22 protein-coding genes and 2 tRNA genes are annotated in these 24951 nt (G+C 42.6%); 2 read left to right on the top strand and 22 right to left on the bottom strand.

Annotation, left to right across the window (positions count from 1 at the left end):
* Positions 1–2: 2 nt before the first annotated feature.
* From AC4IFO_RS04030 to gpt, 14 genes are all read right to left on the bottom strand, one after another.
* Positions 3–76, bottom strand: a tRNA-Arg gene (locus tag AC4IFO_RS04030).
* Between the two features lie 11 nt (positions 77–87).
* Positions 88–180: transfer RNA gene (locus tag AC4IFO_RS04025), tRNA-Ser, on the bottom strand.
* A gap of 436 nt (positions 181–616) precedes the next feature.
* A complete protein-coding gene (gene csrA, locus AC4IFO_RS04020; protein WP_004264815.1) occupies positions 617–802 on the bottom strand; it encodes a carbon storage regulator CsrA in 186 nt (61 codons plus the stop codon).
* A 229-nt stretch (positions 803–1031) separates the two neighbouring features.
* Positions 1032–3659 carry an alanine--tRNA ligase gene (alaS, locus tag AC4IFO_RS04015; RefSeq protein ID WP_490732042.1) on the bottom strand — a complete coding sequence of 876 codons (2628 nt, stop codon included), beginning with the start codon at positions 3657–3659 and terminating at the stop codon, positions 1032–1034.
* A gap of 326 nt (positions 3660–3985) precedes the next feature.
* On the bottom strand, positions 3986–5053 hold the full coding sequence (recA, locus tag AC4IFO_RS04010) for a recombinase RecA (protein WP_490732040.1): 1068 nt from the start codon (positions 5051–5053) through the stop codon (positions 3986–3988).
* Positions 5054–5157: 104 nt separating this feature from the next.
* Positions 5158–5661 (bottom strand): nicotinamide-nucleotide amidase, encoded by a 504-nt coding sequence (gene pncC / locus AC4IFO_RS04005; protein WP_490732039.1) that lies wholly within the window; start codon positions 5659–5661, stop codon positions 5158–5160.
* A gap of 20 nt (positions 5662–5681) precedes the next feature.
* Positions 5682–6878, bottom strand: coding sequence for a lysophospholipid transporter LplT (lplT, locus tag AC4IFO_RS04000; RefSeq protein ID WP_490732037.1), 1197 nt, complete (start codon positions 6876–6878; stop codon positions 5682–5684).
* A 1-nt stretch (position 6879) separates the two neighbouring features.
* Complete coding sequence (gene aas, locus AC4IFO_RS03995) at positions 6880–9027, bottom strand: bifunctional acyl-ACP--phospholipid O-acyltransferase/long-chain-fatty-acid--ACP ligase (RefSeq protein ID WP_490732035.1); 2148 nt, start codon at positions 9025–9027, stop codon at positions 6880–6882.
* A 147-nt stretch (positions 9028–9174) separates the two neighbouring features.
* Positions 9175–9672 (bottom strand): shikimate kinase AroL, encoded by a 498-nt coding sequence (gene aroL, locus AC4IFO_RS03990; RefSeq protein WP_490732033.1) that lies wholly within the window; start codon positions 9670–9672, stop codon positions 9175–9177.
* Between the two features lie 133 nt (positions 9673–9805).
* Entirely contained in the window at positions 9806–11059 is a 1254-nt protein-coding gene (gene proA / locus AC4IFO_RS03985) for a glutamate-5-semialdehyde dehydrogenase (protein WP_490732031.1), read from the bottom strand.
* Between the two features lie 2 nt (positions 11060–11061).
* A complete protein-coding gene (proB, locus tag AC4IFO_RS03980; protein WP_490732056.1) occupies positions 11062–12165 on the bottom strand; it encodes a glutamate 5-kinase in 1104 nt (367 codons plus the stop codon).
* A 115-nt stretch (positions 12166–12280) separates the two neighbouring features.
* On the bottom strand, positions 12281–12682 hold the full coding sequence (crl, locus tag AC4IFO_RS03975) for a sigma factor-binding protein Crl (RefSeq protein WP_490732029.1): 402 nt from the start codon (positions 12680–12682) through the stop codon (positions 12281–12283).
* Between the two features lie 71 nt (positions 12683–12753).
* Entirely contained in the window at positions 12754–14004 is a 1251-nt protein-coding gene (frsA, locus tag AC4IFO_RS03970; RefSeq protein ID WP_490732027.1) for an esterase FrsA, read from the bottom strand.
* Positions 14005–14188: 184 nt separating this feature from the next.
* A complete protein-coding gene (gene gpt, locus AC4IFO_RS03965) occupies positions 14189–14653 on the bottom strand; it encodes a xanthine phosphoribosyltransferase (protein ID WP_206084762.1) in 465 nt (154 codons plus the stop codon).
* 438 nt (positions 14654–15091) lie between these two features.
* Here gpt and pepD point away from each other — a divergent pair, with 438 nt between their 5' ends.
* The gene (gene pepD / locus AC4IFO_RS03960; protein ID WP_490732024.1) at positions 15092–16552 is read left to right on the top strand and encodes a beta-Ala-His dipeptidase; all 1461 of its coding nucleotides are present in this window, start codon (positions 15092–15094) and stop codon (positions 16550–16552) included.
* Between the two features lie 46 nt (positions 16553–16598).
* On the opposite strand, the gene dinB is transcribed toward pepD, so the two are convergent.
* A complete protein-coding gene (gene dinB, locus AC4IFO_RS03955; RefSeq protein ID WP_490732054.1) occupies positions 16599–17654 on the bottom strand; it encodes a DNA polymerase IV in 1056 nt (351 codons plus the stop codon).
* Between the two features lie 289 nt (positions 17655–17943).
* Between dinB and AC4IFO_RS03950 the strand changes: the two genes are divergently transcribed.
* Entirely contained in the window at positions 17944–18876 is a 933-nt protein-coding gene (locus AC4IFO_RS03950) for a glycerophosphodiester phosphodiesterase family protein (RefSeq protein ID WP_490732022.1), read from the top strand.
* A gap of 64 nt (positions 18877–18940) precedes the next feature.
* Here the strand turns inward: AC4IFO_RS03950 and nqrM are convergent, their stop codons facing one another.
* The 7 genes from nqrM to AC4IFO_RS03915 all read right to left on the bottom strand — a co-directional run bounded on the left by nqrM (position 18941) and on the right by AC4IFO_RS03915 (position 24951).
* Positions 18941–19168 (bottom strand): (Na+)-NQR maturation NqrM, encoded by a 228-nt coding sequence (gene nqrM / locus AC4IFO_RS03945; RefSeq protein ID WP_490732020.1) that lies wholly within the window; start codon positions 19166–19168, stop codon positions 18941–18943.
* 18 nt (positions 19169–19186) lie between these two features.
* A complete protein-coding gene (locus AC4IFO_RS03940) occupies positions 19187–20218 on the bottom strand; it encodes an FAD:protein FMN transferase (protein ID WP_490732018.1) in 1032 nt (343 codons plus the stop codon).
* A 242-nt stretch (positions 20219–20460) separates the two neighbouring features.
* Positions 20461–21687 (bottom strand): NADH:ubiquinone reductase (Na(+)-transporting) subunit F, encoded by a 1227-nt coding sequence (gene nqrF / locus AC4IFO_RS03935; RefSeq protein ID WP_490732016.1) that lies wholly within the window; start codon positions 21685–21687, stop codon positions 20461–20463.
* A 15-nt stretch (positions 21688–21702) separates the two neighbouring features.
* The gene (gene nqrE, locus AC4IFO_RS03930; RefSeq protein WP_490732014.1) at positions 21703–22299 is read right to left on the bottom strand and encodes an NADH:ubiquinone reductase (Na(+)-transporting) subunit E; all 597 of its coding nucleotides are present in this window, start codon (positions 22297–22299) and stop codon (positions 21703–21705) included.
* A gap of 4 nt (positions 22300–22303) precedes the next feature.
* Complete coding sequence (locus AC4IFO_RS03925; RefSeq protein WP_006657395.1) at positions 22304–22933, bottom strand: NADH:ubiquinone reductase (Na(+)-transporting) subunit D; 630 nt, start codon at positions 22931–22933, stop codon at positions 22304–22306.
* Positions 22926–23720, bottom strand: coding sequence for a Na(+)-translocating NADH-quinone reductase subunit C (locus tag AC4IFO_RS03920; protein WP_490732012.1), 795 nt, complete (start codon positions 23718–23720; stop codon positions 22926–22928). The genes AC4IFO_RS03925 and AC4IFO_RS03920 overlap by 8 nt, the downstream gene beginning before the upstream one ends.
* The gene (locus AC4IFO_RS03915; RefSeq protein ID WP_206084751.1) at positions 23713–24951 is read right to left on the bottom strand and encodes an NADH:ubiquinone reductase (Na(+)-transporting) subunit B; all 1239 of its coding nucleotides are present in this window, start codon (positions 24949–24951) and stop codon (positions 23713–23715) included. The genes AC4IFO_RS03920 and AC4IFO_RS03915 overlap by 8 nt, the downstream gene beginning before the upstream one ends.

Below are 24951 nucleotides of genomic sequence, written 5' to 3'. Positions count from 1 at the left end.
GGTGCATCCGGGAGGATTCGAACCTCCGACCGCTCGGTTCGTAGCCGAGTACTCTATCCAGCTGAGCTACGGATGCATAATCTAAAATGGCGGTGAGGGAGGGATTCGAACCCTCGATGCAGCTTTTGACCGCATACTCCCTTAGCAGGGGAGCGCCTTCAGCCTCTCGGCCACCTCACCATATTTTAGTTACACACGATTTGTTTTTTCAAACATCTCGTCTCTGTGTGGCGCACATATTACTTTCCTAGACTTAGAAGTCAAACAATTTTTCCAATCTTTTTGCATTCCACAGTCTGTTTGCACATTTCACAAGCAAGATGATTAGTTTAACACCGAAAAAGAACTTTTTCAGCCCTTAAATAACTTACTTTATGAATAAAAATGTGAAGAGAAAAATCACTTTTTTATCCAAAAATTATCATACTAGGACCATTGCGTGGCGAAATTATAAACAAAAACAAAAAAGAAGTTGATAGCAATGATTCATGACTTTCAGTCAAATGAGTTTAGCTAGAAAATAAATGTGTATTTAAGGGAGTGTATTATCGAAAAAGAAGGGTAAGACAAGCGTCCATTCTTGCTGTGTGGTCAATCATTGGACGCTTATTCATTATTATTGATTATCTGGTTGAGTCTTTTCGGCCTGGATCCGTTGATAAATTTCTTCACGGTGAACAGAAACTTCTTTTGGGGCATTAACACCAATACGAACTTGGTTGCCTTTAACACCCAATACAGTAACTGTTACCTCATCGCCTATCATGAGTGTTTCACCAACTCGACGAGTCAGAATAAGCATTCTTTGCTCCTTGAAATATTAAAAGAGTCGGGTCTCTAGGTATCCCCGCTATTGTCCATCACACACCGTGAAAACGTAAAGCAATGACATTCACCTAAAGCATTGATGCCATCAAGGCAAGCATTCTAATTATTTACAAGCAAAATATAGCACTACAAGCAATACATTAACAATGCCGCAACAGATTTAAAGTTGCCTTATATTTCTACAAGGCAACTTTAGTAAGTATTTACAGTCGCGATTCAACCCACTCTTCAACGCTGGCCATCGCTGCAGGTAATGCATTTACATCAGTACCACCTGCTTGAGCCATATCAGGGCGTCCACCACCTTTACCACCTACTTGCTGTGCAACATAAGAGATTAAGTCACCTGCTTTAATTTTAGCAGTCAAATCATTAGTTACACCAACGATCATACTGACTTTATCACCACTTGTTGTCGAAAGCACGATAATCGCAGATTTCAACTGGTTTTTCAGATCATCAACCATGGTTCTCAATAGCTTAGGATCAGTATCCCCTAATTGGTTCACTAACAATTTGACGCCTTTCACATCTTTTGCTTTGCTGCTTAGTGAAGCACTTTCTTGAGAAGCTTGTTGATCTTTTAGTTGCAAAATCTCTTTTTCTAACTGACGAGATTTGTCCAATGCAGATTTCACTTTCTCAACAAGGCTATTAGTATCACCTTTTAGTAGGTGAGCAATTGCCGAAAGTTGCTCTGATTGATGATGAACACTTTCAATCGCCATTGCACCTGTCGTCGCTTCAATACGACGAACGCCTGCTGCTGTTCCAGATTCACTCAGAATACGGAACAGGCCGATATCACCAGTACGGCTTGCGTGTGTACCACCACATAATTCAATAGAAAAATCGCCCATGCTCAGCACGCGAACACGCTCTTCATATTTTTCACCGAATAATGCCATAGCCCCTTTCGCTTTCGCACCCTCTAAATCCATCAACTCAGTTTCAATTTCTGAGTTTTGACGAATTTGAGCATTGACGATGTCTTCTACTTGGCGAAGTTGCGCTTGTGTCATGGCTTCAAAATGAGAGAAGTCAAAACGCAGGTACTTGTCATTAACAAGAGAGCCTTTCTGAGATACGTGCTCACCCAGAACTTGACGTAATGCAGCGTGTAATAAGTGTGTTGCAGAGTGGTTCAAGCGAATAGCATTACGCCTTGCGCTATCAACCACAGCGGTAATGCGATGGTTAACCACTAATGAACCTGATTCGACTTTACCGATATGGCCAATGGCTTGGCCATACTTTTGTGTATCTGTCACATTAAAACGCGCATTGTCATTATTTAAGAAGCCAATATCACCAACTTGGCCACCTGATTCTGCGTAAAATGCGGTTTTATCAAGGATGACTAAGCCTTCCTCACCTGCATTCAAGCTATCAACAGGTTGACCATCTTTATACAGCGCAGTTATAGTCGCTTGTTGTTCATCATATTGATAACCAGAGAACTCACTACGCTTATCAACTTTAATTAATGAATTATAGTCAGCACCGAAACCGCTAGATTCTCTCGCACGACGGCGTTGGTCTTCCATTGCGCGCTCAAAGCCTTCTTCATCAACTTTGATATTGCGCTCACGGCACACATCTGCGGTTAAGTCGATTGGGAAACCGTAAGTATCGTAAAGACGGAATGCGGCCTCACCATCAAGGGTATCCCCTTTTAAGGATGCCAGTTCTTCATCAAGTAATTGCAAACCACGTTCTAAAGTACGGGCGAATTGCTCTTCTTCAGTTTTAAGAACTTTTTCAACCATCGCTTGTTGACGCTGCAACTCTTCGGCTGCAGAGCCCATGACATTAATCAGTGGAGCCACTAATTTGTAGAAAAATGTTTCTTTTGCACCAAGCATGTAACCATGACGAACTGCACGACGAATAATACGACGCAGAACGTAACCACGGCCTTCGTTTGATGGAATAACGCCATCACTAACAAGGAAAGCACAAGAGCGAATATGGTCGGCAATAACACGTAGTGATTTATTTTCCAGATCGGTTGCCCCAGTTGCTTTCGCTGCCGCTGCAATTAATTCACGGAAAATATCGATGTCATAGTTTGAATTGACGTGTTGCAATACCGCAGAGATACGCTCTAAGCCCATTCCTGTATCAACAGAAGGCTTCGGTAGAGGCTCCATGGTACCGTCTGATTGACGGTTAAACTGCATGAAGACGAGGTTCCAGATTTCAATATAACGGTCGCCATCTTCTTCTGGGCTACCTGGAGGCCCACCCCAAATATGATCGCCATGATCATAAAAAATCTCAGTACAAGGACCGCAAGGACCTGTATCGCCCATCTGCCAGAAGTTATCTGATGCATAAGGCGCGCCTTTGTTATCACCGATACGAATGATGCGCTCCGCTGGAACTCCAATTTCTTTGTTCCAGATATCATAAGCTTCATCATCTGTAGCATAAACAGTGACCCACAACCTTTCTTTTGGCAGACTAAACCATTCTTCGCTTGTCAGTAATTCCCACGCAAAGCGAATTGCATCATGCTTAAAGTAGTCACCAAAGCTGAAGTTACCTAACATTTCAAAGAATGTGTGGTGACGAGCCGTATAACCTACGTTTTCTAAGTCGTTATGTTTACCACCTGCACGCACACAGCGCTGTGCAGTTGTCGCTCGGGAATATGCTCTCTTATCCAGACCAAGAAATACATCTTTGAACTGGTTCATCCCTGCGTTTGTGAACAATAGTGTCGGGTCATTGTTAGGCACTAGCGAACTGCTGGTGACCACCTGGTGACCTTTTGTATGAAAAAAGTCGAGAAACGCTTGGCGGATCTCAGCGGTGCTTTTACTCATATTTATCCCGATATCAAGCTGGAAACAGAATTATGAATTGTTGAGATGGCATGTAACATCACCTCTAATCAACTCTCCGATTAAAAAGTGACTGATAAGATAAAGTCTCTTTGTCTAGAAGTAAAATTATAGCTACATCCATTCGTGGCTTTCATTGTAAAGCGTCTAGATATTTTCTGAAAGTATGTTTATACCTCTGGTCAGCGTATTTTTCCACAGAAAAACTGTTGAATAAACTATTATTGTGATTGAAAAAAACAAAAAAGGCGCTACTCAATAAGAGCAGCGCCTATAATCTAATGACTAATCAATTCACTAGCTAATAATTAAAATTCTTCTGGTGTTTCTTCTTCATCAGAATCACTGATAAAGTCTGTTGCAGCGCTGCTAAATTCACCGGTGTGATTGAGTAACATTTCACGCAGTTTTGTATCAATTTCTTTCGCGACTTCAGGATGCTCTTTTAAGTAAGTTGTTGAGTTAGCTTTACCTTGGCCAATCTTATCGCCGTTATAGCTATACCAAGCACCCGCTTTTTCAATTAGCTTGTGTTTAACACCCAAGTCAATTAACTCACCAAAGGTATTAATCCCTTCACCATAAAGAATTTGGAATTCTGCTTGTTTGAATGGTGCCGCAACTTTGTTTTTTACCACTTTAACGCGTGTTTCACTACCAACGATTTCTTCACCGTTTTTCACAGCGCCAATACGACGGATATCTAAGCGAACAGATGCGTAGAATTTCAGTGCATTACCACCCGTTGTGGTTTCTGGGTTACCGAACATCACACCAATTTTCATACGAATTTGGTTGATGAAGATCAGAAGCGTATTTGAGGTTTTTAAGTTACCCGCTAATTTACGCATTGCCTGACTCATCATACGCGCAGCAAGACCCATGTGAGAATCACCAATCTCACCTTCAATTTCTGCTTTAGGGGTTAATGCAGCAACGGAGTCAACGATGATCACGTCAACAGCACCTGAGCGGGTCAGCGCGTCACAAATTTCAAGCGCTTGCTCACCCGTGTCTGGTTGAGAACACAGTAAATTATCGATATCAACGCCGAGTTTTTTCGCATAGATAGGATCAAGTGCGTGCTCAGCATCAATAAACGCACAGGTTTTGCCACTGCGTTGTGCCGCAGCAATAACTTGTAATGTTAGGGTCGTTTTACCTGAAGATTCTGGACCGTAGATTTCAACAATACGACCTAATGGCAGGCCACCAGCACCTAATGCAACGTCTAGCGATAAAGAACCTGTTGAAATGGTTTCAACATCCATTGAGCGGTCTTCACCAAGACGCATAATGGAACCTTTACCAAATTGCTTTTCAATTTGACCCAGTGCAGCAGCCAGTGCTTTTTGTTTGTTTTCATCAATAGCCATGTTTACTCCCTAAGTGCAATGGCTTTGCCACTGCGAATAAAACGATTGAATTCGATTTGTTGGAACTAAGTATACTGTATAATCATACAGTATCAAGGAAATTTTTACTTTAATATACTCAAAAGTGTTTCCAGTGCATAACCTGTTGATTGTAAACGCACTTGATTTCTATCTCCTTGAAAAACACGATGCACAGTGATAATTGACACTGTGCCATCTGCTTGTTTTTGGGCAAAACCAAACCATACTGTACCAACAGGTTTGTCGATACTACCGCCACCAGGACCTGCAATACCACTGACTGAGATCGCAAAATCGGCAGCGGCTTCTTTCAATGCCCCTGAGGCCATTTCCTCAACCACTTGCTGGCTAACCGCACCAAATTGCAGTAAAGACGCATCTGCCACACCAATCATTTGGTGTTTGGCTTCGTTGCTATAAGTGACGAAGCCACGCTGGAAGTAATCTGAGCTCCCAGAAATATCCGTCAGCACCTTTGCAATCCACCCGCCTGTGCAGGACTCCGCAGTGGTAACGGTTTTACCTTGTGCTTGAAGCTGTTGCCCAACCTGAATACTTAATGTTTCGAGTTGCTTCTCATCTACCATTACGTAATCCACCCTTTACATCATTTTTTACGAGCACGATCCCAAATCCATAAGCCAGCAATCGCAATCGTGAATACTGCACCAAAGCCAATGCCTGCATTCACTACAGATAAACCACCTTTAATTGCCAGTGAATACAAGCCTAGCATGATCAGCATCGCGCTATTTTCGCCTAAATTTTGCACTGCAATAGCGTTCCCTGCACCAACCGTTTCTTTACCCTTCTCTTGCAATAAAGCATTTAGAGGAACAACAAATAGCCCGCCAAATACCCCTAAAATAATCAAGATAAAGTAGGATGGAATAATATTAGTTTGCAAGGAAAGTAACACCACCATCACGCCAATAATAACCCCCGCAGGAATACAACGGTAAACGGTTTTCAAAGTAATAAACTTAGCCGCAAGCCCAGCCCCTGCAACAATCCCCACTGCAACCATGGCATTTAATATGGTTGGGGTTGTGTTATCTTGTAAACCTAAAGCCACAGGTACCCAAGCAACTAATAAAAAACGTAATGTAACCCCTGCTCCCCAGAACAAACTGGTTCCGACAAGGGAAAAACGGCTTTCCTGATTTGCCCATAAAATACGGCACGCTTGAAAGAAATCAGTGACCAGTAATTTGAGATTCCAGCCTTTTCCGGGTCTCGCCGCCACAAGGTGTGGAATAAAGAAGTTAGCGATTACAGCCAGCGCATATAAAATAGCACATGTCCCTAGCGCTAATAAGAGATTGATATCAGAGAGCATTCCACCAACAACAGAGCCCACTAAGATTGCCGCAATCGTTGAAGCTTCCATCACACCATTGGCTTTAACTAGGTTATCTCCCCCAGTTAATTCACCTAAAATACCGTATTTAGCAGGTGAATAAGAGGCCGCCCCAATCCCTACTAACCCATAACAAAGAAATGGGTTTAACCCAAAGCAAATCCCAAGTGCCCCAATAAATTTAAAAATATTGGAGAACAACATCACGCGGCCTTTGGAGAATCTATCAGCAATTTGCCCAACAAAAGGGGCTAAAACGATATAAGTAAACACAAATACCATTTGCAGAATAGGATGGCTCCACTCTGGATAAAATTCAGCTTTGAGTTGCGCTAATATGGCAAATAACAGTGCATTATCCGCAAATGCAGAGAGGAATTGAGACGCCAAAACAGCTTTCATCCCTCGACTCATTAGCGGTAAATTAGGGGTACTTTCTTGCATATTAGGCATCCTTTAAGGCCATTTGTTTCAGTGTGACAAAATCCGTTTTCCCGCTACCTAACACAGGTAATTCTTTTACCAAGCGAATATCGCGAGGAACTGCAAGCTCTGTTAATCCTCGGCTTTTCGCTGCTGCCGATAAGGCGCTTCTATCTAACTCTTTATCGGTAGTAAACAAGACCAAGGCTTCACCTTTACTGCTATCGGGTTTTGTCACGACGCCATGATTCGCATTTGGTGATAACATGGCGACCATCTGTTCGATACTTTCAAGGGAAACCATTTCCCCTGCCAGTTTCGCAAAGCGTTTAACACGGCCTTTGATAGTGCAGAAATTTTTATTATCTAACTCAACAATATCACCCGTGTCGTACCAGCCATCTTCTACCTCACCCTGCGCATTTTCAGCACTTGGTGTTTCGAGTACACCAGGCGCTTCAACACGTAAATATCCTTTCATGATATTAGGGCCTTTAAGTTGCAGTTTGCCGCCATTTTCGATGCCAGAAATAGGGATAATACGCGCTTCCATTTCGGGTAAAATTTGCCCTACCGTCCCTTCTTTTGCCGCCATTGGGACGTTGATAGAGACAATTGGCGCGCATTCGGTCACACCATAACCTTCAAGGATGCGAATACCGAATTTTTCAAACCAAATTTTCTTCGTTTTATCCGAAAGCTTTTCTGCCCCTGCGACCACATAGCGTAAACGGGCAAAATCATATTGATGAGCAAAACGCGCATAATTCCCCAAGAATGTTGACGTTCCGAATAACACGGTGCAGTTCTTGTCATACACGAGCTCAGGAATAATGCGGTAATGAAGTGGGCTTGGGTATAGAAAAACGCGACTCCCCGAAAATAGAGGAATAAATAACCCGACTGTTAAACCAAATGCGTGAAACAATGGCAACGAAGACATAAAACGGTCACGAGGCGTAAAGTCAGCAATTGTTTTAATTTGCTCAACGTTTGCCATCAAACTGGCATGGCTATGCACGACGCCTTTTGGTGTCCCTTCAGAACCAGAGGTAAACAAGACAATGGCTTCATCCGATGCTTTTCGTGGAACAATGGCTTTGCGCGGGTTAAATAAATGCTTAACAATCCATAGCTTATCTTGCAAAGTTACTGTGTCTTTTAAATCTTCAAGGTAAATCCAGTTCGCTTCCGGAACCTGTTCTGGAATATGCGTGAGGTTACCTTTTTCGAGAAATTGCCGTGAAGTGAATACCACTTTCGCCGCTGAAGCTTTGAGGGCATTACTAATCCCATGACTACCAGCTGTGTAATTCAACATCGCCGGGACACGCCCTCTCATCAATGCCCCAAAAATCGCTGCCGCCGTCACCGTTGCATTTGGCAGCAAAAGGCCAACACGTTCGTTTTCATGGGTATAGCGCTCAATGATACGCCCCACTCCTAACGTTTTTTTCAGTAATGTTTGGTATGAATCTTCTTTGAATGCGATGTCTTCAATACAAGGCGTACGGCGACCAAAGCGCTGCACACTGTCGATAAACTCTTCAACCAGCGTCACTTGTGGCCGACAAGCCATGCGTGCAGATTTCATAATTTGATAAAGATGTTCGCCTGCTAGCGCACGGCGCTCAACCGATTTTGGTGCTTCTGGCATCGGAATAATTTGTGCAGGTAATATATGTAACGTAATTTTTGGAAACCATTTTAGCGGGATAATCCCTTTTAAACGCCCAAAATGACTACGTTCAGCCCCTTCAATACGAATAGGGACAACCTTTGCTTCTGATTTGGCGGCGACAAATGCTGCACCTTCATAGATTTTCATCAAAGAACCATGCACCGAAATTCGCCCCTCAGGGAAAATAACGATCGGTCGCCCTTTTTCTACCTCTTTAACAAGGTGTCGAATACCTAATGGGTTAGCAGGGTCAAGCGGGACAATATCCGCATAGGGCTTAAGGCGCTTCACCATTTTAGGCGTAGCAAAGGTTGAGTAAACGGCAAATACAGGTTTTACGGGGAGAAAAAGTGCGATCAAAACACCATCGAGAAAAGAGACGTGATTAGGGGTGATCAAACATTTATCTTGATCAAACTCTTTCGCATCACCAACAACTTCAACACGAAATAAAAACGTAAGGATGGCTTTGATTATTTTCACCAACATAATGAATCCCTATATTATGATTATATTTTTGTATGCTACCAAAATATTGTTATGCCGTAATAACACTTATCTTACTGAGTAGAACGATCTCCACTAGGGGCATAATCCGAAAACACCTAATATGAAAAGTGCGCACCAATAATGAGTTTAAGATAACTTATTGAGTTGCGCGATAATTTCATCAATTGGCTGAGTCGCATCAATAATATGGTGAGCTGTTGCTCGGTAAATAGGTTCCCGTTGCTGCATAACCTCTTCAATTTCTTCGACTAAAGATTTACCTGTTAAGCTTGGGCGTTGTTCAGCCTGCGGTTCAGCGGCAAGTCGTTTAGCAAGAACATCAGGTTTAGCATTTAAATAGATAACAGTACCATTATCTCGCATTACCTGTTGATTTTCCTCAGCAAGAATAATTCCGCCCCCTGTAGAAACAATCACATCATCTTGTACAATTGATTTTAATATTTCACTTTCTAACTGGCGAAAATAATTCCAACCATGTTGCTCTACGATTTCTGCAATACTTTTTCCTGATTTTTCAAGTATTAACTTATCTGTATCAACAAATTGGTATCCCTTAGATTCGGCAAATAATTTCCCAATTGTTGTTTTACCTGAACCTCTTGGACCGATAATGTAAAACATTAATTTCCATCCCATCATCATGAATACTAATAAAATTTAGCTATTCATTTGCTTATAAATGCTGCCAAACACAGCAAACCATAAAAAAGAAAGCCACACTTCACTTGTGTGGCTTTATAACTTTCTTTCACTTCTATGGGCGATTTAAAAAATCGCCATAACCAATCCATTTGTAGGTTGTTAACGCATCCAGCCCCATAGGACCTCGCGAGTGCAATTTTTGCGTGCTCACTGCAACTTCCGCACCTAGGCCAAACTGCCCACCGTCTGTAAAGCGCGTACTCGCATTCACATAAACAGCAGCTGAATCAACACACTGCACAAAGTAATCGGCTTGGCTAATCGACTCTGTCAAAATAGCATCCGAGTGTGCAGTGCCATAATGGCGAATATGGTCGATAGCCGCGTCCACATCAGCAACAATTTCCACATTTAAATCCAAAGATAGCCACTCATCGACTAAGTTTTCGGGTTTAACATCAACCACTTTTGCAGGGCCTTGTTGTAAAAATGGCATCGCTTGCTCGCTCGCGTGCAGAGTCACTTGTTGCTCGGCCATTTTTTTGCTGAGTAATGGCAGGAATTCAGCGGCGATATTCTTGTGGACGAGCAATGTTTCAAGTGAATTGCAAGCGCTTGGACGCTGCACTTTTGCATTAATAATCACGTTGATCGCTTTGTCAAAATTGACAGACTCATCGACAAAAGTATGGCACACACCAATTCCGCCAGTGATCACGGGAATGGTTGATTGTTCACGGCATAGCTTGTGTAACCCTGCACCACCTCGCGGAATTAACATATCTACGTAACGATCTAATTTCAGTAATTGAGCCACTAACTCGCGATCAGGGTTATTAATTGCTTGTACTGCTTCTGCTGGTAACCCACTATTTTTCAAGGCTTTTTGAATAACACTAACAACTGCCAGATTCGTATTGTGGGTTTCTTTGCCCCCACGCATAATCGCCGCGTTGCCAGTTTTTAGGCATAAAGAAGCCACATCGACAGTGACATTAGGGCGTGCTTCGTAGATAACACCAACCACACCCAATGGCACGCGTCGGCGCTGGAGATCCAAGCCACTATCAAGTTTGCTACCATCAATGACTTGGCCTACAGGGTCTGCAAGTTGGCACACTTTACGCACATCATCAGCGATATTTTTTAAGCGTTCAGGCGTTAACAACAAGCGGTCTTGCAGCGCTTCAGTCATGCCACTCGCCCTTGCTTGCTCCATATCCTTTTCGTTTGCAGCCAAAATAATGGCACTTTCTTGCTCTAATAAATCCGCAATTTGCTGTAGTGCAGCATTTTTTTGTTTGGTGCTTAGCTGAGCTAATTGCCATGATGCAGCCCTTGCTGCTTTACCCATTGTTTCTAACATAATTAACTCACTATCATATCATCGCGATGAACAGCCACAGAGCCGTGTTCATAGCCAAGTATCTTGTTTATGTCTTGAGAATGTTGACCTGCAATCATTCGAAGTGCATCACTGTTATAATGAGTGACACCATGTGCAAGGTCTTTACCTGCCATGTTGCGGATTCGGATCACTGCGCCACGAGAGAAATCCCCCTCGATTTTCTTAATGCCTTTTGGCAATAATGAGCTACCTTTTTCCATAATCGCCAGTTGAGCACCATCATCAATGTACACATCACCCGCAGCTGGCGCACCGAAAATCCAGCGCTTACGGTTTTCCATTGGGTTTTTCTGCCCGTAAAAACGGGTTCCCACTGGGATATTTTCGATGACCGCGTTAATGACATCGGGTTTATTGCCTGCGGCAATCACCACATCAATACCCGCACGACCTGCAACATCCGCAGCTTGTAGCTTAGTGGCCATTCCGCCCGTTCCTAAGCCACTGACACTACCACCCGCCATTTCCCTGAGTTCATCATTGATACCATACACTTCGGGGATTAATTTTGCATCTGGGTTGCTGCGGGGATCTGCATCATACAAACCCTCAATATCTGTCAACAAGAGCAGTTTGTCTGCATCCCCGAGAATGGCGGCAAGTGCCGATAGGTTGTCATTATCACCCACTTTTATTTCCGCAGTTGCAACCGCATCATTTTCATTAATGACAGGAATAATGCCGTTATCAAGCAATGCTTGTAAGGTATCTCGCGCATTTAAAAAGCGTTCTCTGTCTTCCAAATCCGCACGGGTCAGTAACATTTGCCCAATGTGAATGCCATAAATGGAGAATAATCTTTCCCACAATTGAATCAAACGACTTTGACCGACCGCCGCGAGCAACTGTTTAGATGCAATGGTAGCCGGCAGTTCGGGGTAATTTAAGTGCTCGCAACCTGCGGCAATTGCCCCAGATGTCACGATAATAATACGGTGCCCTTTTTCATATTGCTGCGCACATTGTCTAACCAACTCAACAATATGAGCTTGGTTTAAACGGCGCGAGCCCCCTGTAAGTACACTGGTGCCTAACTTAACGACCAGCGTCTGGCTATTTTTCATCATTTTTCTGCCATTAGGATTAATAAAACAAAAGTAGGTATCATTTTTATCAGGAGAAGCGCGTTATGCCAACAGGCATAACGCAAAATTCAACAAAAGTTGGTTTAAAACAAATTTATGCGCTTAATTCCAGTTTTAATTCTGACATTAGCGGTGAAGGGAAGAGGCTTAACTCAAGGTCAGATAATTGCTTAGCGAGGTTTTGATGAAAAGAGATCAAATTCTTTTCAACAGCCTCGGTGGTTGCACCGTCTTTTAATGCTTTAACCTGCCAACTACCATGCCCATTGTATAGCCCTAAATGATAGGTAAACTCAAAGCCTGTATCAGTAGCAACTAGCTTTAACCACCACCCCCAAAATTCACGTTTCTCAGGCACTATGTTGGCATTCACACACACAACCAAGCTATCAAATATGTAGCAACCCTTTAAGCATTGTTTTTCTCTTAAATACGGACCTATCGCTGCAAATTTCTTTAAATATTTTCCATTTGTGTAATCAGTCGGTAAAGCCATGTTAAGGATCTCCTTCTTGGGAAGATCCCTTTTTAACAAATGGGAAAAAATAAGCAAGTTATTAAATTATTTTAAAGTATTTTTGCTTTTAACCAATTCGTTGTTTCACTTAACGCTTTCTCAAAATTAGCGAACACTGGATGGCTTGGTAACATAATGGCATCCGCATCCATAGAAGAACGTTTAATCAGATCCGCTTCCGCTTTTGGGCTATAAATATCGTCTTTCAAGCTGACAGCTAACATAGGAACCTTACTTCTTCTGCCTAAAAGCCCCTGATTTTTCAAAGAATAACAACTAAGTTCGTGGCGTAATGCAGATCCATCAACTTGGTAAATCCCCAGACGACTGGCGAACACATCCAAAACCATCCGAGGAATATCTCGTTGATATTTCTCTTCGTGCAATAAACTGTGCACAATTGGACCTATCACAGCGACCCCTTTGATTTTCTCAGGGCACATATAAGCTAATCTTAACGCTATGTTTGCGCCAAAACGCATTCCAACTATGCCAAAGCGTGTATGGTCAATCCATGCAATATCATCAATTTGGCGAACAATTTGCTCATGTAACGTGGTGGTTTCTTGGGTGAGCTTGTATTTGTTCGAATAACCAATAGATGGCATATCCAGCGTGAGCATAGCAATCCCCAATGGCTCAAGGTAATCACGGAAATAGCGACAAAAATCAATTTGTAAGCTATCTAACATACCGCAAATCATTACCGTTGGATAAGGGCCTTGCCCCTGAGAGGGAATATGCAAAAAGCCGCAAACCTCTTTACCGCCATCCACTTTGAAAGGAATTTTCTTTAAACGGTATTGAGAAAATTTAGCGGCGCTATCATAGGCTTTATTCGCAAGAAGAATAGCTTGATCTGCAAGTTCATCACCTTTGATAAACGGGTAAGCGGCTATGCTATATAAATTTGCTGCGCGCAGCCACGCATTACCCGCATCAACCCCCTTCTCGAACTCTAAGGCTTTTTGTTGCCAATGCATCGCTTGTTGAGACCATTCAAAACACCAATTGCCTGAACGATTACCGATGACAGTATCGAGTTGGTTCTCATTACTCCGTGGCGCATTCGAAATCGCAATACGGCTAAGCACATCTTCTATTTCTAATGCGTCAATTCCACGCCAAATCCACATCAAGCGGTTAATCATGCGATACCAGCCCGCATGGTGAGAACCACTCAGCACACTGTGCTCTTTGAGCTGAGGCAGTGTTTGGGCGGAATATGAGACCAGTGTCGATGTTTCAACCTGTCTGATTTTAGGCTTAAAGAGTTTTTCGGATAAATTTTGCTGAGTCATCCCAATTACCTGTATACCGTCGCTGAATGGAACCAAAAAATAAGGGGAATGCACATAATGCACTCCCCAAATTATATCGTGTTTGACTCAAAAATTTTAGGTATTAATGTGTTCTAGCAATCAATAAAATCCATAAGGCTTTATAATTACAGTGTTTTTACCTAACTTTAAGTGACAAACAGATTTATTTATCTTGTTCACACAGAGGCTTAACAAAGACAACGCCCATATCCCAAGGCTGTTCAATCCAAGTATCTTGAGGGATATCAACCACATAGTCATCAACTAATGGACGACCAGCTGGTTTTGCGAAGATAGTCACAAAGTGTGCTTTTGGATACATATCACGAATAGCTTGTGCAGTACCGCCAGTATCAACTAAATCATCAATGACGATAAAGCCTTCACCATCGCCTTCAGCGCGCTTGATAACAGTTAATTCGCGTTGGTTATCATGGTCATAGCTAGAGATACAAACGGTGTCAACGTGACGAATTCCCAGTTCACGTGCAAGAAGTGCACCAGGGACAAGTCCACCACGGCTAACCGCGATAATACCGGTCCATTGTTCTACTGGTAATAAACGTTGTGCGAGTTTACGGGCATGTATTTGCAACATATCCCACGTTACGACATATTTTTCGCTCATATAATTCGGGTCCCGACTGCTGAGTAAATCTGAAATGTGTCTTGCGGAAAAAAGGTTGCGCGAGATTATAGTGATTCGGCGCGCTAAAAACCAGTAAAAAGCATCATTCGCCATCAATTATTATCATTTACACTGTCCATTATTCAAAAGAAAGTGTTATCCTGAGTTTATAAAAGAGGCGGCCTTTAATTCGAAACTTCAGGCTGTTAGGTCATAATTACAGCAATGTTCCTTTTAAAAATCGAAGCTGAAACTCGCGTTGACTGTCAATCGGCTGCTGTCTAGATGATTCAGGGATTTTCCCTAAATAGTTCAAGTTATAGCTAGGCGGCAAATGAACAAATCCAAGGAGCATACATCAGTATGTGACGTAGGTTTGTGAGTGCAGACAACAACGCTATAGCTTGAAATATAACGGGAAAATCATAGGAGATACACGTGTCTGACTTAGCCAAATTATCCCCCCAACCACTGTGGGACATCTTCGCTACCATCTGCTCCATTCCACATCCTTCATATCATGAAGAAGCTTTAGCGGCACATATCGTTGATTGGTCAAAACAAAAAGGCTTCCACGTTGAGCGTGATGAAGTTGGCAACATTTTGATCCGTAAACCTGCAACTGCGGGCTACGAAAACCGTAAAGCCGTGGTGTTACAAGCCCACTTAGACATGGTGCCGCAAAAAAATAACGATACGGTGCATGACTTTAAAGTTGACCCAATCCGCCCGTATGTAAATGGCGAATGGGTGACTGCTGAAGGAACCACATTAGGCGCAGATAACGGTATTGGTTTAGCATCTGCACTGGCTGTTTTAGCTGATGACAGCGTTGAGCACGGCCCAATGGAAGTGCTGTTAACCATGACCGAAGAAGCGGGTATGGAAGGTGCGTTTGGCTTAAAAGCAGGCTGGTTACAAGCGGATATCTTAATCAACACCGACTCCGAGGAAGAAGGCGAAATCTACATGGGTTGCGCTGGTGGTGTTGATTTCACAACCACTTTTGACCTAACTCGCGAAGCATTACCAGAAGGTTATCAAACCTTTACCTTGACCTTAAAAGGTTTAAAAGGTGGCCACTCAGGTGGTGATGTTCATTTAGGTTTAGGTAATGCAAACAAGCTGTTAGCACGTTTTCTTGCAGGCCACGCAGAAGATCTCAGCCTAAAACTATTAGAGTTTAAAGGCGGTACAGTACGTAATGCTATCCCACGTGAAGCACACGCCATTATTTCTGTTCCAGCTGGTAAAGTCGCTGATCTGACGGCACTAAGAACACGCTACGAAAGCATTCTGAAAAATGAGTTAGCCGCTGTTGAACCTAACTTAGTGCTGTTGTTAGATGAAACACAAAGCGACTTAAAAGCGCTGTCTGATGACTGCCAACAACACTTTGTTTTCTTCTTAAATGCGGCACCAAATGGCGTTATCCGTATGAGTGATGTCGCAAAAGGTGTCGTGGAAACCTCACTAAATGAAGGTGTCGTACGTATGACGGAAGATAAAGCAGAGGTCATCTTCCTCGTTCGTTCACTCATCGATAGCGGTAAAAATTATGTCGTTAACATGCTGACTTCTGTTAGTAAATTAGCGAAAGCCCAATATCGTGCAGAAGGTAGCTACCCAGGTTGGCAGCCAGATGCAGACTCTGCTGTGATGCATTTGGTGAGTGAAACCTACAATAAGTTATTTGGTAAGATCCCAAATGTTATGGTGATCCACGCAGGCCTTGAGTGCGGTTTATTCAAAAAGCCATATCCAGATATGGACATGGTCTCCATTGGGCCAACCATTCGTGGCGCACACTCACCAGATGAACGCGTTCATATCGCCAGTGTTGGTGAGTATTGGAAACTGTTAACTGCGGTGCTAAAAGCGATCCCAGTTAAAGGCTAATCCACTGATATTGAATAGAATGCTCATCCTTTTGATGAGCATTTTTTTAAAGTTCAAGTAATAACTGCCGCTCTAATTGCGGGCTTTGTAACATGACATGTAACCCCACCAACCTCACCCCTCGCTTTAACCGGCGATTTTCCCAAACCTGCTGTGCGAGTTGTACTAAATCTTGTTTATTTAAAATGGGATACACATGCTCCTGTGTTGTTTGCTGAAAGTCATCAAACTTGAATTTCACCCCTTGACGGGCGATGCGCAAATCGGGTTTTACTTTTGCTAAACGTAACTGCAATTCTTCATACAACTTATCTAACAACAAAAGACAATCATCCCATTGATGAATATCTTCAGCTAATGTCCGTTCAACCCCCACGGACTTTCTCAGCCTATCGGGGTTTACAGGGCGCTCATCAATGGCATGGCAACGTTCCCAAAGTGCTTGACCAAATTTCCCCATGCTTTTGATTAACGTAACCATATCAAATTGCTGCACATCCGCACAGGTATTCAGCCCCATATCCGCCAATTTTTGAGCCGTCACTTTGCCGACTCCGGGGATCTTTTTTAATGGTAATGTGAGGACGAATTGATCCATATTTTGTGGCGTGATAACAAACTGACCATTAGGTTTATTCATATCCGAAGCGATTTTCGCTAAAAACTTGATAGGTGCGATCCCCGCTGATGCAGTTAACTGCAATTCATCAAAAATTTGCTGACGAATAGCTTCTGCAATCAAAGTTGCAGAGCCATGCAACTGCGTACAATCCGTCACATCTAAATACGCTTCATCAAGGGAAAGAGGTTCGATTAAATCGGTATAGCGCGCAAAAATCTTGCGAATATGAATAGAGGTTTCTTTATACAGTGCCATATGCCCCGGGACGACTTTTAGGTGCGGGCAAAGCCTCAAGGCAATAGCCGTCGACATCGCGCTGTGTACGCCATAGCGGCGCGCTTCATAGTTGGCTGTACTGATAACTCCCCGACGATCCGCACTTCCACCAACCGCAATAGGGACATTGCGTAGGCTTGGGTCATCGCGCATTTCTATCGCCGCATAAAAGCAGTCCATATCAATATGAATAATTTTACGCACGGGTTCACTCATAAAAAAACCAATCAACTGATTAAATATACAGTATTTTTATTAGCCATGCAATTACGAGGAAGTACGATATCAAGCTCATTTTAATCTCTTCTAACTCTCTGTTAATAAAAACCAATTCATTTTATTGTCATATTTAACTGCCACACTTTATGGGTAAAAATAAATAAAGTTAGTCTTAAAAAGAGTCCTAATGGATTACAGATTAATAAAAAAGTAATACAACAGACTGGCTTATTTCCCTCACAACTCGTTAAAAATTATTTTATGGACAATACTCATGGCAATGATATCCGCATTAAAATTTAACCCGTTAGCGATCATTGGGTTGCTACTTCTGATCACTCAAAACTCATTTGCATTCACCACTCAAATGGCTTCACCTCAAATTGTTGCGCACCGCGCTGGTACGGCAGATGCACCTGAAAATACGATTTATGCTATTGATCTTGCAAAGAAAAACAAAGCGGATGCCATTTGGTTAACCGTCCAGCTCAGCCAAGATAATCAATTAGTGTTATATCGCCCAAGTGATCTTGATTCTCTAACAGATAAAAAAGGCCCTGTTTCGGCCTATTCCGCAGAGCAACTTAGCCATATCAATGCTGCATACCAATTTAATCAAAAAAACAACCAACAATTACCCGCTGCAACCACCACAATTAGCACACTAGAAGCCATATTAAAAAAGTATCCAGACACCACCTTTTATATTGACTTAAAATCCCCTGACGCCAACCCAGCCACTCAAGCCAAAGCTACTCTAGCCTTATTGGAAAAAACAAAAGCATTCAATCAAGTACGCTTTTACTCTACCAATACCGATTTCTTAACCGCGCTAAATCAGCTATCCCCTAAAATTCAGACCTTTGAAAGCCGTGATGAAACTCGTACCATTTTGGCAAATAGCATTATGAACCATCAATGTTCAGTTCCAGACACAAAACCAATCAATAAAACGGATAAGCCAGCTTCTCGTTGGTATGGTTTTGAGCTACATCGTAAAGTTGAAGTTGTTGAAAAATATACGCTAGGTGAGGCTCGCTCCCCGGCAACACTTTCATGGGATAAATCAGCGATAGAGTGCTTTAAACGTGATGGTGACGCTTATATCATTGTTTTTGGTGTAAATAACCAAAGCGATTACCAGTTGGCGAAAGAGATAGGTGCTGATGCAGTAATGGTGGATTCACCGAAGGCTTTTAATAAATAGATATCTAAAAATAAACCTTAACTGTTAAAACAACAGTTAAGGTTATGCAAAATAAAAATTCGCTTTAGATTATACGGTTCTTTTCTAACAGTTTTTTCCGAGCTTCATCACGTGCCATACGTTTTTTACGTGCATCACAAGGTTCAGGGCACTCACACACCTTTTCAACGCCAATGCTGCTTAAGCCGCCACAGCTACCTTGGATACTCTTACGTTTAATAATATAGCCCAACGACATTCCCAAAAAAGCCAGTAAAAACAGTGCAAAAGTTGCAATAAATATGTTTAGCATACCTTTAGCCTCCCAAAGTTACTGTTTCTTCGTTAAAAAGGGTTCGAATGCCTTAGTATAACGCTCTTCAAAACCTTTATCTGTCTTAACTATCATAAAAACAGGCACATTCATTTTTTCAGCAAGTGCTAAACCGGCTTCTGGCCCTAAGACATTTAGCCCTGTAGATAAGCCATCGGCACTCATGCAATTTTCAGCAAGCACAGTGATAGAGACTAAGTTATGAGTAATTGGGCGGCCTGTTTTTGGGTCAATCGTGTGAGAAAAACGAACACCATCTTGCTCAAAATAATTACGATAATCACCTGATGTTGCTATTGAGCGATCACCTGGCTCAATAATTTCCTGTGCGGTTTGGCTCACTCCATCCGTTGATGGTTTCTCAATGGCAATGCGCCATGGTGCCTCTTTACCATTTTTACCTTTCGTACGCACTTCGCCACCAATATCGACCATATAGTCATTGATGCCTTGTGACTCGAGATACTCGGCTACAACATCTACACCATAACCTTTAGCAATAGAAGACAGGTCAACATATAGCTCTGGTATGGTTTTAATCAGGTTATTATCTTGTACTGAAAGCTTTTCGATTCCTACCCATGCACGGCGTTTAGCAAGTTCTTCATCTGAAGGTGCTTTCGTCACGCGGCCTTCTGGGCCAAACCCCCATAAATTAACTAATGGCCCAACCGTCACATCTAAAGAACCATCTGTTTGTTTATTAATTTCAATCGCTTTTTTCACTACTTTCGCGGTTGCAGCCGACACTGGGAAAGGCGTATTCACTTCCTTGAATTGATTAAAACGACTTAATTCTGAGTCTGGACGATAAGTTGACATTTGGTCATTCACTTCTTCCAAACGCTTATCAATTTCGGCTTGAATCGCTTCAGGTTTTGGTTCTGAAGAGTCAGTGACATATTTAACCGAGTAATACGTCCCCATCGTCTGCCCTTGCAGATTTTGTTGCTCTGGCCCACCACAAGCCGTCAGAAACAGCGCAGCAACAAACAGTAAGATTGGGGTATAAATTCTTTTGTTCAGCATTATTTTCTCCGCGTCAATCATGAGCGCGTATTGTTAGTTTCGCTCAGACTATTAACACACTTTACATCGTCACCCATGCAGAGAATGTTCAAGTCAAAATATCTCTTAAGCTATTAATAACCAATTAAATAATTAGCAATTAACAGTATCAACATAAATGATAAAGAGGGAAGTATTTTCCCTCTTTATTTAATTAATGCTCGTACTTTACTTGGTAAGTACGATAAATCCAATAAAATTACTTAACCACCGAAATCATCAAGTAAGATATTTTCATCTTCAACACCCAAATCTTTCAGCATTTTGATCACCGCGGCATTCATCATTGGCGGTCCACACATATAGAACTCACAATCTTCAGGTGCAGGATGGTCTTTCAAATAATTTTCATACAGAACATTATGAATAAAGCCTGTGTAACCGTTCCAGTTATCTTCTGGTAATGGGTCTGAAAGCGCCACATTCCAAGTAAAGTTTTCATGTTCTGCTGCGAGCTCGTCAAAATCTTCTGTGTAGAACATTTCGCGAACAGAGCGCGCACCATACCAGAAACTGATTTTACGTTTTGAGTCTAAACGGCGTAATTGGTCGAAAATGTGTGAACGCATCGGCGCCATACCTGCACCACCACCAATAAAGACCATTTCAGCTTCTGTTTCTTTCGCAAAAAACTCACCGAATGGACCTGAGATTGTCACCTTATCACCTGGCTTTAATGACCAAATATAAGAAGACATAATTCCCGGTGGAACGTCAGGGTTGCGCGGCGGAGGCGTCGCAATACGTACGTTCAACATAATAATACCGTGCTCTTCAGTGTAGTTAGCCATTGAATATGCACGCACCGTTGGCTCTTTAACTTCAGAAACATAACGGAACAAATTAAACTTATCCCAGTCTTCACGATATTCTTCAGGAACATCGAAATCTTCATATTTTACAACATGTTCTGGGCATTCAATTTGAATATAACCACCCGCACGGAAAGGAACGACCTCTCCTGCTGGAATTTTCAGTTTTAATTCTTTAATGAAAGTGGCTTTATTATCGTTAGAGATAACTTCACACTCCCATTTTTTCACGCCAAAAATTTCTTCTGGAAGCTCAATTTTAAGGTCTTGCTTCACATTCACTTGGCAGGCTAAACGGCAGCCTTCTTTGGCTTCACGTTTATTAATGTGCGACAGCTCGGTCGGTAAAATATCCCCACCACCGTCTTTGATTTTCACACGGCACTGACCACATGAACCACCACCACCGCAAGCTGATGAGACAAAAATACCTTGGCTAGATAACATACTTAATAATTTGTCGCCCGCAGGGGCTTCAAAGCTTTTATCTGGGTCGCCATTAACTTCAACTTTGATGTTCCCCGTATTGACTAACTTGGATTTGGCAAACAGAATTAAACCTGTCAGCACCAAGACAATCAGGGTAAACATCACTACACCTAGAATAATAATTTCCATGAATTCTTCTCGCCTTTATAGCTGCACACCGGAGAAGGACATAAAGCCCAATGCCATCAAGCCGGTCGTCACAAAGGTGATACCTAACCCTTTTAGACCCGCGGGGATATCTGAGTATTTCATCTTCTCACGGATAGCAGCCATCAATACGATAGCAAGCATCCAGCCGATCCCTGAACCGAAGCCATAAATAACGGATTCGCTAAAGTTATAATCGCGCTGAGCCATGAAAGATACGCCACCAAAAATTGCACAGTTAACGGTAATCAATGGCAAGAAGATACCTAACGCGTTATACAACGATGGAAAATAACGATCCAAAATCATTTCGAGGATCTGAACCAACGCCGCTATCACACCAATAAAGGTAATAAAATTCAGGAAGGATAAATCCACCCCTTCGGCTATCGCCCCATCACGCAGCACTAGGTTGTACACCAAGTTATTCGCAGGAACAGAAATTCCGAGGACAACAGTGACCGCAATCCCTAAACCAAACGCCGTTTTAACGTTCTTCGATACGGCAAGGAATGTACACATTCCCAAGAAGAAGGCTAATGCCATATTTTCAATAAAAATGGATTTAACAAATAGGCTTATATAATGTTCCATTTGATTAATCCTTCTCTATTTGAGCCGGTTTCAGGGTACGTAAGCCCCAAATCAGCATACCGATAATAAAGAATGCGCTTGGTGCCAGTAAGAACAGGCCATTTGGCATATACCAGCCACCGTTTTGCAGTGACTCAAATACTGTGATGCCAAACAGTTTACCGGAGCCGAAAAGCTCACGCAGGAAACCGACTAAAACAAGGATCACTCCGTAACCAAGGCCATTACCAATACCATCCATAAAACTTTCAATTGGTGGCGCTTTCATGGCATAAGCCTCTGCGCGCCCCATCACGATACAGTTAGTAATGATTAAGCCAACAAAGACAGAAAGCTGCTTTGATATCTCATAGGCATAAGCCCGCAGAATTTGGTCCACCACGATAACCAATGAGGCAATGATGGCCATTTGTACGATAATACGCACACTGCTTGGAATATAGTTTCGAATCAATGAGATAAAAAAGTTAGAGAATGCAGTAACCAGTGTCACTGCAATGGTCATCACCAACGCGGTTTCTAACTTAGTCGTGACCGCCAATGCAGAACACACACCCAAAACCTGTAAAGCAATCGGGTTATTATCAAATAGCGGCCCAAGAAGGACGCGTTTTACTTCTTTTGAATCAGCCATTATTCAGCGCTCCTTCACGTACTTTTTTCAGGAACGGACCAAAGCCGTTGTCACCTAACCAGAAATCAAACATATGTTGAATACCGTTTGATGTCAGGGTCGCACCCGAAAGACCATCAATACCGTAAGGGCTATCGGTTGCACCAGTACGCATGATTTTAATTGCTGGAATACCTTGTTCATTAAACAGTTTTTTACCCGGCCATTGTGCTTTCCACTGCGGGTTATCTACTTCACCACCCAGACCGGGTGTTTCCCCGTGTGCGTAGTAAGTGATACCACGAGATGTCACACCGTCAACATCAACAGCGATAAAGGCGTACATCACTGACCACAACCCTGAGCCATAAACGGGTAAAATGATTTGTGAAACTTTACCTGCATCATCTTTTACCAAGTAGATTTCAGCACTATTCGCACGGCGGCGAATTTTCGCGATGTCTTCCTGTGGCGAAAGCGCAATACTACTTTCATCACTACGTAGTTCATCATTAAGAACAAAACGCCCTGTGCTATCTGATAACTCGTTAGTTTTGAAGTTTAAAAGTTTTGGCTCAATACGTTCTGCATAGACTTTTTGAACTTCATCTGCGCTCATTTTAGGCGTAGAAAGCCCTGCAACACTTAAAATGTTACGTTGGGTATCTAACTGAATTTGTTCCTGTTGCTGTGGTTTTAAACCAACCGCAGCCCCAGCGACAATGATTGAACACACGAGGCACAGAATAAACACAACAAGGAATGTTCTGCCGACGCCATCGTTATTGATTGGTTTTTCATTAGCCACGAGCTTTTCTCCGCTTAATATTTGCTTGAACGACCAGATAGTCAAACAGAGGAGCAAACAGGTTGGCGAACAGGATAGCTAGCATCATCCCTTCTGGGTAAGCTGGGTTAACCACCCTGATAAGAACACACATTACGCCGATCAGAATACCGTAAGCCCATTTACCTTTATCCGTAAACGAAGCTGAAACAGGGTCTGTCGCCATAAAAATCATACCGAATGCAAAGCCACCTAATACCATATGCCACCACCATGGCATTGCAAACAGCGGGTTAGTGTCTGAACCGATAAGATTAAACACATAAGACATTGCGATCATGCCCAGCATCACACCGGCCACAATACGCCATGATGCAATGCGGAAGAACATAATCAACGCACCACCGATAAACAGCATCAATGTCGATACTTCACCGATAGAGCCAGGCATGTTTCCTAAAAATGCTTGCATCCATGTAATAGGCTCGCCGCTAACGGTATTCATTAGTGCGTGCTCGCCACCCGTTGCCCACTGAGACAAAGGCGTTGCACCAGAGAAACCATCCGCCGCAGTCCAGACTAAGTCACCCGAGATTTGTGCTGGGTAAGCAAAGAATAAAAATGCACGACCTGCTAATGCTGGGTTTAAGAAGTTACGCCCTGTTCCCCCAAAGATTTCCTTCGCAACAACCACACCAAAGGTAATCCCAAGTGCTGCCTGCCATAATGGAATCGTTGGCGGAACAATCAATGCAAACAAAATGGAGGTAATAAAGAAGCCTTCATTGATTTCATGGCCGCGGATCATGGCAAATAACACTTCCCAGAACCCACCAACTAAGAAAACAACAGCATAAATAGGAAGGAAATACACTGCACCAAGCAGCATTTTACTTCCCCATCCTGCATCCATTGACAGTGATGCGCCTAAAAACTGCGCTAAGCTATAATGCCAATCACTTGCAATAATTTGCTGTAATTCAACGCCGCTATAGAGCTGATGCAATGCAGGGATCGCTTGGTTTCCTACATTATACATCCCCCAGAACATCGCAGGGAAAACAGCGAGCCACACCAAGATCATCATACGTTTAAGATCGATAGTATCTCGAACGTGAGAGCGGCCTTTAGTGACTGTACCCGGCGTGTAGAAAACAGTCGAAACGGCTTCATACAGCGCATAATATTTCGCTAACTTTCCACCGGGCTCAAAATGGTGCTCATATTTTTCAAATAAATGTTTCAGACCCAT

This window comes from Providencia sp. UF-224 (assembly GCF_058245955.1).
This window is presented reverse-complemented; position numbering and strand designations above follow the sequence as displayed.